The following is a 14,619-nucleotide window of genomic DNA, read 5'->3' on the forward strand; positions in this document are numbered from 1 at the left end:
CGTCAGCCGCGCCCGCTCCTCGCCGGCGCGGCGCCGCTCCACTGCACGGCCAGCACGCTGGCCAGCACCACCGCCATGCCCAGCAGCGATTGCGCGGACAAGGCCTGTCCCAGCAGCGCCCATCCCAGAATCACCGCGGTCAGCGGACTGAGCAGGCCCAGCGACGACACCGCCACCGGCGATAGCCGCGCGATGCCGCGGAACCACAGCAGATAAGCCAGCAGCGCGCCGAACAAGCCCAGGTAGGCGTAGCCGGCCACCTGCGCCCAGCCCAGGCTGGGCAGCGGCGGATCGACGGCCAGCGCCAACGGCAGCAGCATCAGCCCGCCCAGCGTTAATTGCCAGCCGGTCAGCGCCGTCACCGGAGCCGGCAGTTGCCAACGCCGGGTCAAGTAAGTGCCGCAGGCCATCGCCACCGCGCCGCCGAAAGCCGCCAGCATGCCCAGCCCGTCCCAGCTCGAACCCGGCGACAGCAGCAGCGCCGCCATGCCGGCCACGCCCGACAGGCTGGCCCACAGCGCCAGCGCCGCCGGCCGCCTGCTGTCCAGCCGCCAGGCCAGCGCCATCACCAGCAAAGGCTGGCAAGCGCCCACCACCGCCGCCAGGCCGCCCGGCAGCCGGTAGGCGGCGACGAACAGCAAGGCCTGGAACGCGCCGATATTGAGCGCGGACAGGATCAACAACCTGCCCCACTCCGCCGAGCGCGGGCGCCAGCCGCCCATCCACACCAGCAACAGGCCTGCCGGCAATACCCGCAGCAAGGCGGCGATGAATGGCCGGTCCGGCGGCAGCAGCTGGGTGGTGACGATATAGGTGGAACCCCAGATCACCGGGGTGAGCGCAGTGAGCAATACGTCGCGCCAGTGGCCGGCTTCGTTTTCCGCAGACATGGGCAATCCTTCCGCTTGTGCTTATAATTCAGACATTATTAACTTGAATTCAAGATAACATTTATCTTGAATTCAAGGCAAACTAATCTTGCAACCAAGACAAGGAGACGGCATGAACAATGCCCTTCCCGGCGACGCGGTAGACCGCATACTCGAACAATGGGCGCGCGAGCGCCCGGATCTGGACGTCAGCCCGATGGGCGTGATCGGCCGGCTCAGCCGCTGCGCCGCGCTGCTGTCGCAACGGCTGGACGGCGTGTTCGCCGAATACGGCCTCAGCGGCTGGGAGTTCGACGTGCTGGCCACGCTGCGCCGCGCCGGCGCGCCTTACCAGTTGGCGCCGACTGAATTGTTCTCGTCGCTGATGGTCACCTCGGGCACGATGACCCACAGGCTGAAGGTGCTGGAGGGCAAAGGCTGGATCGTGCGCGAAGCCAGCGATCAGGACGCGCGCAGCACGCTGGTGCGCTTGAGCGGCGAAGGTTTCGCCTTGGTGGAGCGCGCGCTGGAAGGCCACGTCGCCAATGAGCACGCGATCCTGTCGGCGCTGCCGGCCCGCAGCGTGGACGCGCTGGAGAAGCGGCTGGCGGAATTGCTGGCCGCGCTGGAGGCATAGCGCGGCTGAGCCGGCTTATTCCGGAAAGCGGAATGATCCATTGTCAGCCGCGGGGATTCATGTCTTCGTCATTGCCAGGCAGAATGATGGCCCGAATCCCGTTTTTTCCCCGAGGAGAAACGCATGACCCATCCCGCTATCAAACTGTACGATTTCACGCTGTCCGGCCACAGCCACCGCGTCCGGCTGATGCTGTCGCTGCTGGGCCTGGAGTACGAAACCATTCCGGTCAATCTGCGCGAAGGCGAGCATAAGCGGCCGGACTTTCTCAAGCTCAACCGCTTCGGCCAGATTCCGGTGCTGGTGGACGGCGACGAAACGATTCCCGACTCCAACGCCATCCTGGTTTACCTGGCGCGCCGCTACGGCCATGGCGACTGGCTGCCGGCCGATCCCCTCGGCGAAGCGCGCGTGCAGCGCTGGCTGTCAGCCGCCGCCGGCCCGCTGGCGTTCGGCGCCGCCCAGGCTCGAGTGCACAAATGGCGCGGCGTGCCGCTGGACTACGAACTGGCCGCCAGCCGCGCCAAGGCGCTGCTCCAGGTCATGGACGAGGAACTGGCCGACCGCCCCTTCCTCGCCGGCGACGCCGCCACCATCGCCGACGTCGCGCTGTACACCTACACCGCGCGCGCGCCGGAAGGCGAGATCCCGCTGGAGCCGTATCCGCATGTCCGCGCCTGGCTGGCCCGCGTCGAGGCGCTGCCCCGCTTCCTGCCCATGCCGGCCGTCAACGCTTAAACGACTGGAACAACGGATGTCCGATACCCGCCCCGCCCCCTCTCCCTGGCATCCCGGCGAACTGGAAATGCAGCGCCGCGCCGGCAGCCAGGACAGGATGGCCGCCACCGGTCAGCGGGTGATCCGCGACCACATGCCGGAACAGCACCGCGACTTCTTCCGCCAACTGCCCTTCATGGTGATGGCGGCCGTCGACGAGGCCGGCAGGCCGTGGGCGGGCATCGTCGAGGGCAGGCCCGGCTTCGCCGACTCGCCCGATCCGCGCTGCTTGCGGATAAACGCCCAACCCAGCCCGGCCGATCCGCTGCGCGACTGCCTGCGCCCCGGCGCGGCGGTCGGCCTGCTCGGCATCGAGCTGCACACCCGCCGCCGCAACCGGATGAACGGCGAACTGACGGCGCTGGACGACGATGGCTTCACCATCGCCGTCGGCCAGTCCTTCGGCAATTGCCCCAAATACATCCAGTTGCGCGAGTTCGAATTCGCGCGCGAACCGGGGCCGCGCATCCTGGGCTCGGTGGAGTGGATGCACGAGCTGGACGACGACGCGCGCGCCGCGATCTCGTCCGCCGACACCTTCTTCATCGCCAGCGCCTGGGCCGGCGAAGACGGCCGCTGGCAGGCCGACGCGTCGCACCGCGGCGGCAAGCCCGGCTTCGTCAAAGTGGAAGGCGACACGCTGACCATCCCCGACTTCGCCGGCAACGGTTTCTTCAACACCCTGGGCAATCTGCTGCTGCAGCCGCGCGCCTGCCTGCTGTTCGTCGACTTTTCCAGCGGCGACACGCTGCAGCTTGCCGGCCGGGCCGAGGTTCCGGACAAAGACGAGCCGCCCCCATTGGCCGGCGCCGAGCGGGCGTGGACCTTCCGCGTCGAGCGCGTGGTCCGCCGCCGCAACGCGCTGGCCCTGCGCTGGACGCTGCGCGAGTACTCGCCGTTCGCGCTGGCCACCGGTTCCTGGCCGCAGCAGGCCCCGGAGCGGCAATGGCTGCCGCTCCGGGTCAGCCGCGTGGAGGACGAAAGCGATTCGGTCAGATCGATCTACCTGGCCCCAGCCGACGGCTCCCCGCCGTCGGCGTTTCTGCCCGGCCAGCACCTGAGCCTGAAAGTGGCCGGCGTGGACGGCGTGCGCCTGCGCAACTACACGCTGTCGCGGACCGGCGGCTACCGCATCAGCGTCAAGCGCCAGGGCAAGGCATCCGCCCGGCTGCACCAGCTGGCGCCGGGCGACATCGTCGAGGCGCTGCCGCCGCGCGGCGATTTCACGCTGGCGCATGCCGACCGGCCGATCGCCATGCTGGCCGGCGGCATCGGCATCACCCCTTTGCTGGCCATGCTGCACCAGTTGGCCGACCACCCCGCCGCGATGCCGCCGACGCTGCTGGTCTACGCCACCCGCACGGTCGCCGAGCGCGCGTTCGACGCGGAATTGGAAGCGCTTCAAGCCAAGGCCGCCGGCAGGCTGCGCATCGTCAAGGCCGCCAGCCAACCGGAAACCGGCCGCCGGCCGGGCGTGGATTACCAGCATGCCGGCCGCGTCGACATCAAGCTGCTGCTGCAGTCCGGCGCGGATCTGGCCGGCGATTTCTACCTGTGCGGCCCGGCCGGCTTCATGCAGGCGCTGTACGATCAGTTGACCGCCGCCGGCGTCGACGACAATCGCATCCACGCCGAAGCCTTCGGCCCTGCCGGGCTGCAGCGCAGCGGCCATGCCGCGCAAGCGCTGCCGCCGCTGGCCGACGGCGCGGTGCCGGTCCGGTTTTCCGCATCCGCCGTCAATGCCGAATGGCAGCCCGGCCAGAGCCTGCTGGAACTGGCCGAATCCTGCGGTCTCAACCCCGACTTCAGTTGCCGCGGCGGCACTTGCGGCAGTTGCCGCGCCGCGCTGCTTGCCGGCCAGGCCACCTATCTGCAGCCGCCGGATTATTCAACCCGGCCCGGCGAGATACTGCTGTGCTGCGCCTATCCCGCCGCCGGCGCGGACAAGCTGGAAATCAACCTGTAAGCCGAGGGTCGGCGCGCAGCCGCTCAGCCAGGAAATCGATGAAGCGGCGCATCCGCGTCGAGCCGTAGCGGCTTTCGGCATGGACGATGTGTATCGGCAGCGGCGCGCTCTCGTAAGACGTCAGCACCCGCTCCAGCTTGCCCGCCGCCAGCGCCTCCGCCACCTGGTAGGACATCACCCGGATCAGGCCGAAGCCGCCCTGCGCCGCGTCTATCGCCACATCGTTGCCGCTGACCGTCAGCCGCGGCCGCACTCTCACCCGCCGCTCGCCGTCCGCGCCGAACTTCCACTCCAGCGAGGCCGAGGCGGCGGTGGACGCGATCACCGTATGTTCCCGCAAATCCTCGGGCGCGGCCGGCGCGCCATGCCGCGCCAGATAGTCCGGCGCCGCGCACACCAGCCGCCTCACCTCGCCCACCCGGACCGCGCGCAGCGAGGAGTCCGGCAAAGGGCCGATGCGCACCGCCGCGTCCAGTCCTTCCTCCATCAGGTTCACCACGTTGTCGCGCAGCTGCGCCGACACCTCCACCAGCGGGTGCTGACGCAAAAAGTCCAGCACAGCCGGCATCACGTACAGCCGGCCGAACAGCACCGGCGCGGTCAGCCGGATCAGGCCGCGCGGCTCGGCGTTGCCCCCCGCCGCCGCATCTTCCGCCTCGGCCACCGCCGCCAGGATGCGGCGCGCGTCGTCCAGATAACGCGCGCCGGCCTCGGTCACCCTGACATAGCGCGTGGTGCGGTTCAGCAGGCGCACGCCCAGGTTTTCCTCCAGCGCCGCCACCGCTCGCGTCACCGCCGGCGGCGACAGCTTGAGCCTGCGCGCCGCGCCGGCGAAACCCTCTTCCTCCGCCACGGCGACGAAAACGCCCATCAAATGGAAACGGTCCACTTACTATTCCTCAAAACGGAACAATCAATTAAATAAAACAGATATTCTTCCAAAATAAAGAATTTGGCAAAGTGCACCCATCGCGGAAACGTTCCGCACCCACCCAGGAGACTTGCCATGAGCCGCATCGCCATCCCCGCCGCCAGCCAGCCGCTGTTGGCAGCCGTGCAACAACAACTGGGCATGGTGCCCAATCTGATGAAGCTGCTGGCCCACAGCCCCGCCGCGCTGGAAGGCTATCTGTCGCTGAACGGCGCGTTGGCCAAAGGCAGGCTCGATGCCGCGCTGCGCGAACGCATCGCGCTGGCGGTGGCCGAGTTCAACGGCTGCGACTACTGCCTGTCAGCCCACAGCTACCTGGCCAAACACGTGGCCAAGCTTGGCGATGATGAAATCGCCGCCGCCCGCGATTTCGCCAGCGCCGACGCCCGCCAGGACGCCGCGCTGCGCTTCGCGCTGAATGTGACGGAGCGGCGCGGCCGCGTGGCCGACGCCGAGCTGGCCGCGCTGCGCGGCGCCGGCTTCGACGAGGCGGAAACGGTGGAGATCGTGCTGACGGTGGCGCTGAACATCCTGACCAACTACGTCAACAACACCGCCGCCACCGCGGTGGACTTCCCGCTGGTCCAGTCTCGCGGCTAAGCCCGCCGCAGCCGGAAGCCTGCGGGCTTCCGGCCCTCCCATGCCCATGGTCTTTTATTGGCCGCCAGGCTGCTCCAGCCGTCCTCATGCCTTAAAATGGCGTCAACTATTCCGTTTTCCGCGGCCGCCGCCGCGGCTTTGCCCCCGATGATAGAAAACAATCCCAATATGCTGCTGCTCGCGGTGTTCGAGCGCGCCGCGCTGATGCTGATGGCGCTGTTCTTCCTGACCCGCGTCCGGCCGTTCCAGCACTTGCTGCGCCAGCAGGCCCACAGCCCGGCCGAGCTGGCCGGCGTGTCGCTGCTGTTCTGCCTGTTCGCCGTGTTCAGCACCTATACCGGCATTCCGGTGGACGGCTCGCTGGTCAACGTCCGCACCATCGCCATCCTGGCCGGCGGCATATTGTTCGGCCCCTGGGTGGGCATACCCGCCGGCGTCGTCTCCGGCCTGCACCGCTACCTGATAGACATCCACGGCTACACCTCGCTGCCCTGCCTGATCTCCAGCATCTGCGCCGGCCTATTGGCCACCGCCATCCACTTCCGCGCCGGCCGCAAGCGGCTGTGGCTATACGGCATCGCCGCCGGCATCGCCTGCGAGAGCCTGACCATGGCGCTGATCCTGTGGCTCACCGAGCCGGCGGTCGGCCAGGCCATCGTCGGCCACATCGCCTACCCGATGATCACCGGCACCGTCTGCATCGGCCTGATCATCAAGCTGGTGCAGGACCTGGACGACGAGAAGGAGCTGCTGGCGGCGCGCCAGGCCAAGCTGGCGCTGACCATCGCCAACCGCACCCTGCCTTATTTCCAGAACGTGGACCGCGACGCGCTGATCGAGGTGTGCACGGTGATACGCAACCATATCGGCGCCGACGCGGTGGCCATCACCGACACCCGCGACGTGCAGGCCTACGTCGGCCTGGGCAAGGACTACTACGAGCCGGCCGACCACTCCGCCATCGGCGAGATCACCCGCCGCGCGGTGCGCGAGGATGCGATCATCATCGAGAACGACCTGCGCCAATACCGGGTGGCGGACTTCCACTCGGTGATCATCATCCCGCTGCGCGAAAACGGCCGCGTCACCGGCACGCTGAAAATCTTCTTCCGCAAGAGCGGCGGCATCACCGGTTCCTTGCGCGAACTGGCCGTCGGCCTGTCGCAGCTGATCTCCACCCAGATGGAGGCGTCGCGGATCAAACAGCTGCAGGAGATGGCGCGCAAGGCCGAGTTCGCCGCGCTGCAGAGCAAGATCAACCCGCACTTCCTGTTCAACGCGCTGAACGCGATCTCGTCGCTGATCCGCATCCGGCCGGCCGACGCGCGCCAGCTGATCGCCCAGCTGGCCGACTACCTGCGCTACAACCTGTCGCTGGGCGACACGCTGATCGACATCCAGGAGGAGCTGAAACAGGTGCGCGACTACGTGGCCATCGAGCAGGCGCGCTTCGGCAGCAAGCTGTCGGTGGTGTTCGATGTGGACGAGGTGCACGCCCGCGTGCCCAGCCTGCTGCTGCAGCCCTTGGTGGAGAACGCCATCCTGCACGGCATCCAGCCGCGCAAGGAGCCGGGCGAGGTGCGCATCGCGGTGAAGAAGCTGGACGACCGCATCCGGGTATCGGTGCGCGACACCGGCTACGGCATCAGCCAGGAAGTGATGGACGGCATCGCCGAGGGCAAGGTGGAGAGCCGCAGCATAGGCCTGTCCAACGTCAACGAGCGCATCAAGCTCTTGTACGGCGAAGGCCTGCGGCTGGCCCGGCTGGAGCCCGGCACCGAAGTGAGTTTCGAACTGCCGCTGGAGGACGCCGCATGCTGAAGGCGCTGATCGTGGAAGACGAATACCTGGCGCGCGAAGAGCTGGCCTATCTGATCCAGGAGCACAGCTCCATCGAGATCGCCGCCAGCGTCGAGGATGGGCTGGAGGCGTTCAAATTCCTGCAGGAGCGCGATGTCGACGTGGTGTTCCTCGACATCAACATCCCGTCGATAGACGGCCTGCTGCTGGCCAAGAACCTGCACAAGACCGCGCGGCCGCCGCGCATCGTCTTCGTAACCGCCTACAAGGAGTTCGCGGTGGATGCTTTCGAGGTGGAAGCCTTCGACTACATCCTCAAGCCCTACAACGAGGCCCGCATCATCGGCCTGCTGCGCAAGCTGGAAGCCTTGGAACCGGCCCCGCCGCCCATCGCGGCAAGCATCCCGGCCGCCGACGCCGCCCCGGCCAGCCGCACCGTCAACCTGGCCAAGGGCGACAGCATCATCGTCACCCCCTGCGACGACATCTACTACGTCGAGGCCGACGAGAAGGTCACCCTGGTCTACACCGCCCACGATCGCTACGTGATGGCGATGAGCATCAGCGAGTTCGTGTCGCGGCTGCCGGCCGACAGCTTCTTCCGCTGCCACCGCTCATTCTGCGTCAACATCCACAAGATCCGCGAAATCGCGCCCTGGCAGAACAGCACCTATATCATCAAGCTGTACGACCTCAAGGCAGAAATCCCGGTCAGCCGCAGCAACATCAAGGCGTTCAGGCAGTTGATGCACCTTTGATTGCAGTTCATTCCGCGCCGTCTGCATTTCATTCCCGCGCTGCGCTATCTCTATAAGCGCGGGCTTATAGTCATGCCAACAGTAATGACTTTAAGCGAGCAGCGCCATGAACGCCTCAAGCAACGCCATCCGCTACCGTACCCTGGCCGGTACCGTCCTCACCCAGTTCGCGCTGGGTTCCGTCTATACCTGGAGCCTGTTCAACGCCCAGCTGTCGCACAAGCTCTCCGAGCCGGTCAGCCAGGTGGCCTTCGCCTTCGGCCTGTTGAGCCTGGCGTTGGCGGTGGCATCGTCGATGGCCGGCAAGCTGCAGGAACGCTTCGGCGTGCGCAAGGTGGCCATCGCTTCAGGCCTGATGCTGGGCCTGGGCTTCTACCTGACCTCGCACGCCGGCAACCTGATCATGCTCTACCTGTGTGCCGGCCTGCTGGTGGGCTTCGCCGACGGCGCCGGCTATCTGATGTCGCTGTCCAACTGCGTGAAATGGTTCCCGGAACGCAAGGGGTTGATCTCAGCCTGCGCCATCGGCGCTTACGGCCTGGGCAGCCTGGGCTTCAAGTTCATCAACCTGGCGCTGCTGTCGCACTTCAGCCTGGAAGCCACTTTCCAGCTGTGGGGCCTGATCGCGATGGCCATGGTGGTGGCCGGCGCGCTGCTGATGACTGACGCACCGCAGCAGCCCGCCGCCGCGCAAACCGGCGGCAGCCGCGACTTCACGCTGGCCGAGGCGATGCGCCAGCCGCAATACTGGATGCTGGCGCTGATGTTCCTGACCGTGTGCATGAGCGGCCTGTACGTGATCGGCGTGGCCAAGGACATCGGCGAGAGCTTCGTCCACCTGTCGGCCGCCACCGCCGCCAACGCGGTGGCCGTGATCGCGGTGGCCAACCTGTCCGGCCGCCTGGTTCTGGGCGTGCTGTCCGACAAGATGCCGCGCATCCGCGTCATCACCATCGCCCAGATCGCCGCGCTGGCCGGCATGCTGACCCTGCTGTTCGCCCCGCTCAACGCCAGCCTGTTCTTCGCCGCCATCGCCTGCATCGCCTTCAGCTTCGGCGGCACCATCACCGTCTACCCGTCGCTGGTCAGCGATTTCTTCGGCCTGAACAACCTGACCAAGAACTACGGCGTGATCTACCTGGGCTTCGGCATCGGCAGCATCGTCGGCTCCATCGTCGCCTCGCTGTTCGGCGGCTTCCTCGCCACCTTCCACCTGATCCTGGCGTTGCTGATCGTCGCCCTGCTGTTCTCGCTGACGATACGCCAGCCGGGCGCGGCCCAAGCCGACAAGGAAGAATTCGACGCCGAACCGCATCTGGGCAAGGCCTGAGCATCATTCGCGGGCATGGCTGACCCAACCCGCGCTACGACGCCGACGCGCCTCCACAACGACAAAGCCCCCGAAACGGGGGCTTTTCGCATTCTTGGACTTTGCGCTTAGAGGCGCTGACAAAAGCCTGAGCCAAGGCGCGCCGACGCAGTCAGTACAAATCGTACGACCAGGAGGCGCAACGCAGGATCAGGGTTCTTGTCAGCGCCTCTTGGCCAGCCAGATATCCAGCTGGCGGGCAAACGCCTGCCGGTCGGCCTGGCTCAAGGGCGGCGGCCCCTCGGTCTGCACGCCGCTGGCGCGCAGCGTGTCCATGAAGTCGCGCATCGTCAGTTGCGCGGCGATGGTCTCCTTGGAAAACGCCTCTCCGCGCCAGTTCAGCGCCTGAGCACCCTTGGCCAAAACCTCGGACGCCAGCGGGATGTCGCCGGTGATCAACAGGTCATTAGACTCGATGCGGCGGGCGATCTCGTTGTCGGCCACGTCGAAACCCTTGGGCACTTGCAACGCGCGGATATTCGGCGCCTTGGGCACCGTCAGCAGCTGGTTGGCGACCAACACCAGCTCCACGCCGGTGCGCTGCGCCGCGCGGAACAGCACTTCCCGTATCACCTTGGGACAGGCGTCGGCATCTACCCAGATCGTCATCTCGTCTTCTTTCGCTATCTACAGGCCGCCATGATACCCGTCAATCCCGACCACCGTATCCAGAGCGTCGCGGCAGCCGCCGTTTGCGAATACAAGCGCCCATCCCCTCAGCTCGCTGTCATCGCGCCATATTGACGCTTACGTAAACGTAAGCGATGATGTGTTCATCAGGCGCCGCCAGACCGCGCCGCACGCCCAACGAGGAGAACCCCATGTACAGCAGCCTGCGCTTCGCCTTCGGCGAGACTTACGACCTCCTGCGCGAATCGGTGCGCGACTTCGCCGAACGCGAGATCGCCCCGCGCGCCGCCGCCATCGACCAGGACAATCTGTTCCCGGCCGATCTGTGGCGCAAGTTCGGCGAGCTGGGCTTGCTCGGCATCACCGTCGGCGAACAGTACGGCGGCGTGGACATGGGCTACCTCGCCCACATGATCGCGATGGAGGAAATCAGCCGCGCCAGCGCCTCGGTGGGCCTGTCTTACGGCGCGCACTCCAATCTGTGCGTCAACCAGATCTACAAGAACGGCAACGACGCCCAGCGCGCGAAATACCTGCCCAAGCTGATCTCCGGCGAGCACGTCGGCGCGCTGGCGATGTCCGAGCCCAATGCCGGCTCCGACGTGGTCAGCATGAAGCTGAAGGCCGACAAGACCGACGGCGGCTACCTGCTCAACGGCAGCAAGATGTGGATCACCAACGGCGGCGACGCCGACACACTGGTGGTCTACGCCAAGACCGACGTCAACGCCGGCCCCAAGGGCATCACCGCCTTCATCATCGAGAAGAGCTTTGGCGGCTTCAGCCACGGCAGCAAGCTGGACAAGCTGGGCATGCGCGGCTCCAACACCTACCCGATCTTCTTCGACAACTGTTTCGTGCCGGATGAGAACGTGCTGGGCGGCGAAGGCAATGGCGTGAAAGTGCTGATGAGCGGCCTGGATTACGAGCGCTCGGTGCTGGCCGCCGGCCCCTTGGGCATCATGCAGGCCAGCCTGGACATCGTGGTGCCCTACCTCAACGACCGCACCCAGTTCGGCCAAGCCATCGGCGACTTCCAGCTGATGCAGGGCAAGCTGGCCGACATGTACGTCAAGCTGTCCGCCAGCCGCGCCTATGTCTACGCCGTCGGCCAGGCTCTGGACCGCGGCGAGACCGGCCGCCAGACCCGCAAGGACGCCGCCGGCGCCATCCTGTACGCTGCCGAGAACGCCACCCAGCTGGCGCTGGACGCCATCCAGTGCCTGGGCGGCAACGGCTACATCAATGAATACGCCACCGGTCGCCTGCTGCGCGACGCCAAATTGTACGAAATCGGCGCCGGCACCAGCGAGATTCGCCGATGGCTGATCGGCCGCGAACTGATGACCGAAACCCGCTGAGCGCGGCGGATAAAATGCCTGATGCCGCGTTGCGCAGCCTTGCCTCAGGCCTTTTCTCCTGCCGCCTCCCACTACTTTCCGGCAACGCTCAGGAGACTCGAACATGACCGCCGCCGAACGCATCGTCCAGGCTCAGCTGGACGCCTACAACGCCCGCAACCTTGAGGCGTTCGCCGCCTGCTACGCCGAGGACGTCAAGGTTTACCGCCTGCCGGCCATGACGCTGAGCCTGAATGGCCGCGCCGCGCTGGCCGACCACTACGCCAGCAAGCGCTTCAACCTACCCAAGCTGCACGCCGCGCTGCTGCATCGCATCGTGCAAGGCAACCGCGTCATCGACCATGAAGACGTCACGCTGGACGGCGAGAACCGCCTGCGCGCGGTCGCCATCTACGACGTCAACGCCGATGGATTGATCGCCGCGGTGTGGTTCGTCGACGCCGAATGACAAGGTAAACCACATGCCCATACTCGAATCCAAGCTGTCGCCGCGCGCCGCGGACTTCGTCGCCAACGCCGACAAGATGCGCGCGCTGGTGGACGATCTGAAACAGAAAGTCGCCAAGGCGGCGCTGGGCGGCGGCGACAAGGCGCGCGACAAGCACACCGCGCGCGGCAAGCTGCTGCCGCGCGATCGCATCGACCTGCTGCTGGACGCCGGCGCGCCGTTCCTGGAGCTGTCCCAGCTGGCCGCCTACGGCATGTATGGCGACGACGCCCCCGGCGCGGGCATGATAGCCGGCATCGGCCGCATTTCCGGCGTCGACTGCCTGATCATCGCCAACGACGCCACCGTCAAGGGCGGCACCTATTACCCGATGACGGTGAAGAAGCACCTGCGCGCGCAGGAAATCGCCCGCGACAACCACCTGCCCTGCGTCTACCTGGTGGACTCCGGCGGCGCCTTCCTGCCGCTGCAGGACGAGGTGTTCCCGGACAAGGAGCACTTCGGCCGCATCTTCTACAACCAGGCCAATCTGTCCGCCTCCGGCATCCCGCAGATCGCCGTGGTGATGGGCAGCTGCACCGCCGGCGGCGCCTATGTGCCGGCGATGAGCGACGAGACCGTCATCGTCAAGGAACAGGGCACCATCTTCCTCGGCGGCCCGCCCTTGGTGAAAGCGGCCACCGGCGAGGTGGTCAGCGCCGAGGAACTGGGCGGCGGCGATGTACACACAAAAATCTCCGGCGTCGCCGACCACCTGGCCCAGAACGATGCCCACGCGCTGTCCATCGCCCGCCGCATCGTGTCGGACCTGAACTGGAAAAAACAGGGCGAACTCGACCGCGCCGAGCCCAAGCCGCCGCGCTACGCCGCGGAGGAAATCTACGGCGTGATCCCGGCCGATCCGAAAAAACCGTTCGACGTGCGCGAGATCATCGCCCGGCTGGTGGATGACTCGGACTTCGACGAGTTCAAGCAGAACTACGGGACGACTTTGGTGACCGGCTTCGCCCGCCTCAACGGCTACCGCGTCGGCATCCTGGCCAACAACGGCATCCTGTTCAGCGAATCGGCGCTGAAAGGCGCGCACTTCGTCGAGCTGTGCTGCCAACGCGGCATTCCGCTGATCTTCCTGCAGAACATCACCGGCTTCATGGTGGGCAAGAAATACGAAAACGGCGGCATCGCCAAGGACGGCGCCAAGCTGGTGACGGCGGTGGCCTGCGCCAAGGTGCCCAAGTTCACCGTGCTGATCGGCGGCAGCTTCGGCGCCGGCAACTACGGCATGTGCGGCCGCGCCTATTCGCCGCGCTTTTTGTGGATGTGGCCCAACAGCCGCATCTCGGTGATGGGCGGCGAGCAGGCCGCCGGCGTGCTCGCCCAGGTGAAGAAGGAGCAACTCGGCGACGCCTTCACCCCTGAGCAGGAAGAGGCGCTGAAAGCCCCGGTGCGCCAGCAATACGAGGAACAGGGCCACCCCTACTACGCCAGCGCCCGCCTGTGGGACGACGGCGTGATCGACCCGGCCCAGACCCGCGACGCGCTGGCGCTGGCGCTGGACGCCGCACTGTCGGCCCCGGTCGAAGCCACGCGCTTCGGCGTGTTCCGGATGTAAGGAGCGGATGATGAGCTACACCACGCTGCAAATCGAGCAACAGGACAAGGTGGCCACCATCTGGCTGAACCGGCCGGAGCTGCACAATGCACTGAATGAGGTGCTGATCGCCGAGCTGACCGAGGCGATGCGCCAGCTGAACCGCAAGCAGGACGTGCGCGTCATCGTGCTGGCCGGCCGCGGCAAGAGCTTCTGCGCCGGCGCAGACCTGGACTGGATGCGCCGCGCCGCCGGCTACAGCGAAGCCGAAAACCTGGCCGACGCGCAAAAGCTGGCGGCCATGCTGAAGGGCGTCTACCGCAGCGCCAAGCCGGTGATCGCCCGCATCCACGGCGCGGCGATGGCCGGCGGCACCGGTTTGGCCGCCGTTTGCGACATCGCCATCGCCACCGACGCCGCCAAATTCGCGCTGACCGAGGTGCGGCTGGGCCTGATCCCGGCCACCATCGGCCCCTACGTCGCCGACGCCATCGGCCCGCGCCAGGCGCGGCGCTATTTCCTATCGGCCGAGCGGATCACCGCCGGCACCGCGTTGAAGCTGGGCCTGATCCACGAGCTGGTCAGCGAGGAGCTGCTGGACGAACGGGTGGCCGAAATCGCCGAAGAACTGGCCAAGGGCGCGCCCGGCGCATTGCGCGAGGCCAAGCTGCTGCTGGCCGAGCTGCGCGAAGGCTCGCCGTGGGACGACCAATTGCTGGAGCGCACCGCCGGCCGCATCGCCTCCATCCGCGCCGGCGACGAAGCCCGCGAGGGCCTAGCTTCGTTCTTCGAAAAACGCGCGCCGAAGTGGCAGGAATGAGATGGACAGGCGTCAGTTTCACCGCTCGGTCATCCGTAACAAGACAACGCCCAACTGGCAGA

14 protein-coding genes are annotated in these 14,619 nt (G+C 66.7%); 11 read left to right on the forward strand and 3 right to left on the reverse strand.

The genetic code is table 11. The features are described 5' to 3' along the window. Positions 1–2: 2 nt before the first annotated feature. Positions 3–890 (reverse strand): EamA family transporter, encoded by an 888-nt coding sequence (locus ACX17K_RS06715; RefSeq protein WP_104946734.1) that lies wholly within the window; start codon positions 888–890, stop codon positions 3–5. Positions 891–1,002: 112 nt separating this feature from the next. Between ACX17K_RS06715 and ACX17K_RS06720 the strand changes: the two genes are divergently transcribed. From ACX17K_RS06720 to ACX17K_RS06730, 3 genes are all read left to right on the forward strand, one after another. After that, entirely contained in the window at positions 1,003–1,506 is a 504-nt protein-coding gene (locus ACX17K_RS06720; protein WP_493774209.1) for a MarR family winged helix-turn-helix transcriptional regulator, read from the forward strand. Positions 1,507–1,629: 123 nt separating this feature from the next. After that, a complete protein-coding gene (locus ACX17K_RS06725) occupies positions 1,630–2,244 on the forward strand; it encodes a glutathione S-transferase family protein (protein WP_493774210.1) in 615 nt (204 codons plus the stop codon). Positions 2,245–2,260: 16 nt separating this feature from the next. After that, the gene (locus tag ACX17K_RS06730; protein WP_493774211.1) at positions 2,261–4,249 is read left to right on the forward strand and encodes a 2Fe-2S iron-sulfur cluster-binding protein; all 1,989 of its coding nucleotides are present in this window, start codon (positions 2,261–2,263) and stop codon (positions 4,247–4,249) included. Here ACX17K_RS06730 and ACX17K_RS06735 read toward each other — a convergent pair. Then, on the reverse strand, positions 4,239–5,138 hold the full coding sequence (locus ACX17K_RS06735) for a LysR family transcriptional regulator (protein WP_347751094.1): 900 nt from the start codon (positions 5,136–5,138) through the stop codon (positions 4,239–4,241). The genes ACX17K_RS06730 and ACX17K_RS06735 overlap by 11 nt on opposite strands. A 117-nt stretch (positions 5,139–5,255) precedes the next feature. Here ACX17K_RS06735 and ACX17K_RS06740 point away from each other — a divergent pair, with 117 nt between their 5' ends. From ACX17K_RS06740 to ACX17K_RS06755, 4 genes are all read left to right on the forward strand, one after another. Beyond that, complete coding sequence (locus tag ACX17K_RS06740; RefSeq protein ID WP_493774212.1) at positions 5,256–5,780, forward strand: carboxymuconolactone decarboxylase family protein; 525 nt, start codon at positions 5,256–5,258, stop codon at positions 5,778–5,780. A 147-nt stretch (positions 5,781–5,927) separates the two neighbouring features. Then, positions 5,928–7,601, forward strand: coding sequence for a LytS/YhcK type 5TM receptor domain-containing protein (locus ACX17K_RS06745; protein ID WP_493774213.1), 1,674 nt, complete (start codon positions 5,928–5,930; stop codon positions 7,599–7,601). Continuing rightward, a complete protein-coding gene (locus tag ACX17K_RS06750; protein WP_493774214.1) occupies positions 7,595–8,338 on the forward strand; it encodes a LytR/AlgR family response regulator transcription factor in 744 nt (247 codons plus the stop codon). Before ACX17K_RS06745 ends, ACX17K_RS06750 begins: the two co-directional genes overlap by 7 nt. 106 nt (positions 8,339–8,444) lie before the next feature. After that, positions 8,445–9,668, forward strand: a complete 1,224-nt coding sequence (locus ACX17K_RS06755; RefSeq protein WP_493774215.1) for an L-lactate MFS transporter — start codon at positions 8,445–8,447, stop codon at positions 9,666–9,668. Between the two features lie 201 nt (positions 9,669–9,869). Here ACX17K_RS06755 and ACX17K_RS06760 read toward each other — a convergent pair whose 3' ends face one another. Then, positions 9,870–10,316: a YaiI/YqxD family protein gene (locus ACX17K_RS06760; protein WP_493774216.1), complete on the reverse strand. Its 447-nt coding sequence runs from the start codon at positions 10,314–10,316 to the stop codon at positions 9,870–9,872. A gap of 212 nt (positions 10,317–10,528) precedes the next feature. On the opposite strand from ACX17K_RS06760, the gene ACX17K_RS06765 reads away from it, so the two are divergent. The 4 genes from ACX17K_RS06765 to ACX17K_RS06780 all read left to right on the forward strand — a co-directional run bounded on the left by ACX17K_RS06765 (position 10,529) and on the right by ACX17K_RS06780 (position 14,557). Beyond that, positions 10,529–11,698 (forward strand): isovaleryl-CoA dehydrogenase, encoded by a 1,170-nt coding sequence (locus tag ACX17K_RS06765; RefSeq protein WP_493774217.1) that lies wholly within the window; start codon positions 10,529–10,531, stop codon positions 11,696–11,698. Positions 11,699–11,801: 103 nt separating this feature from the next. Further along, complete coding sequence (locus tag ACX17K_RS06770) at positions 11,802–12,146, forward strand: nuclear transport factor 2 family protein (protein ID WP_493774218.1); 345 nt, start codon at positions 11,802–11,804, stop codon at positions 12,144–12,146. A gap of 13 nt (positions 12,147–12,159) precedes the next feature. After that, the gene (locus ACX17K_RS06775) at positions 12,160–13,758 is read left to right on the forward strand and encodes a carboxyl transferase domain-containing protein (protein ID WP_493774219.1); all 1,599 of its coding nucleotides are present in this window, start codon (positions 12,160–12,162) and stop codon (positions 13,756–13,758) included. Positions 13,759–13,768: 10 nt separating this feature from the next. Next, on the forward strand, positions 13,769–14,557 hold the full coding sequence (locus tag ACX17K_RS06780; RefSeq protein WP_493774220.1) for an enoyl-CoA hydratase/isomerase family protein: 789 nt from the start codon (positions 13,769–13,771) through the stop codon (positions 14,555–14,557). Positions 14,558–14,619 lie beyond the last annotated feature (62 nt).

The organism is Chromobacterium sp. INPA-IVC, from assembly GCF_059047085.1.

What these genes read in the sequence shown, in the direction of transcription:
- ACX17K_RS06780 (WP_493774220.1), top strand. Translation starts at nt 13,769, where the DNA reads ATGAGCTACACCACGCTGCAAATCGAGCAACAGGACAAGGTGGCCACC.
- ACX17K_RS06770 (WP_493774218.1), top strand. Translation starts at nt 11,802, where the DNA reads ATGACCGCCGCCGAACGCATCGTCCAGGCTCAGCTGGACGCCTACAAC.
- ACX17K_RS06725 (WP_493774210.1), top strand. Translation starts at nt 1,630, where the DNA reads ATGACCCATCCCGCTATCAAACTGTACGATTTCACGCTGTCCGGCCAC.
- ACX17K_RS06740 (WP_493774212.1), top strand. Translation starts at nt 5,256, where the DNA reads ATGAGCCGCATCGCCATCCCCGCCGCCAGCCAGCCGCTGTTGGCAGCC.
- ACX17K_RS06720 (WP_493774209.1), top strand. Translation starts at nt 1,003, where the DNA reads ATGAACAATGCCCTTCCCGGCGACGCGGTAGACCGCATACTCGAACAA.
- ACX17K_RS06765 (WP_493774217.1), top strand. Translation starts at nt 10,529, where the DNA reads ATGTACAGCAGCCTGCGCTTCGCCTTCGGCGAGACTTACGACCTCCTG.
- ACX17K_RS06755 (WP_493774215.1), top strand. Translation starts at nt 8,445, where the DNA reads ATGAACGCCTCAAGCAACGCCATCCGCTACCGTACCCTGGCCGGTACC.
- ACX17K_RS06745 (WP_493774213.1), top strand. Translation starts at nt 5,928, where the DNA reads ATGATAGAAAACAATCCCAATATGCTGCTGCTCGCGGTGTTCGAGCGC.
- ACX17K_RS06730 (WP_493774211.1), top strand. Translation starts at nt 2,261, where the DNA reads ATGTCCGATACCCGCCCCGCCCCCTCTCCCTGGCATCCCGGCGAACTG.
- ACX17K_RS06775 (WP_493774219.1), top strand. Translation starts at nt 12,160, where the DNA reads ATGCCCATACTCGAATCCAAGCTGTCGCCGCGCGCCGCGGACTTCGTC.
- ACX17K_RS06750 (WP_493774214.1), top strand. Translation starts at nt 7,595, where the DNA reads ATGCTGAAGGCGCTGATCGTGGAAGACGAATACCTGGCGCGCGAAGAG.
- ACX17K_RS06760 (WP_493774216.1), bottom strand. Translation starts at nt 10,316, where the DNA reads ATGACGATCTGGGTAGATGCCGACGCCTGTCCCAAGGTGATACGGGAA.
- ACX17K_RS06715 (WP_104946734.1), bottom strand. Translation starts at nt 890, where the DNA reads ATGTCTGCGGAAAACGAAGCCGGCCACTGGCGCGACGTATTGCTCACT.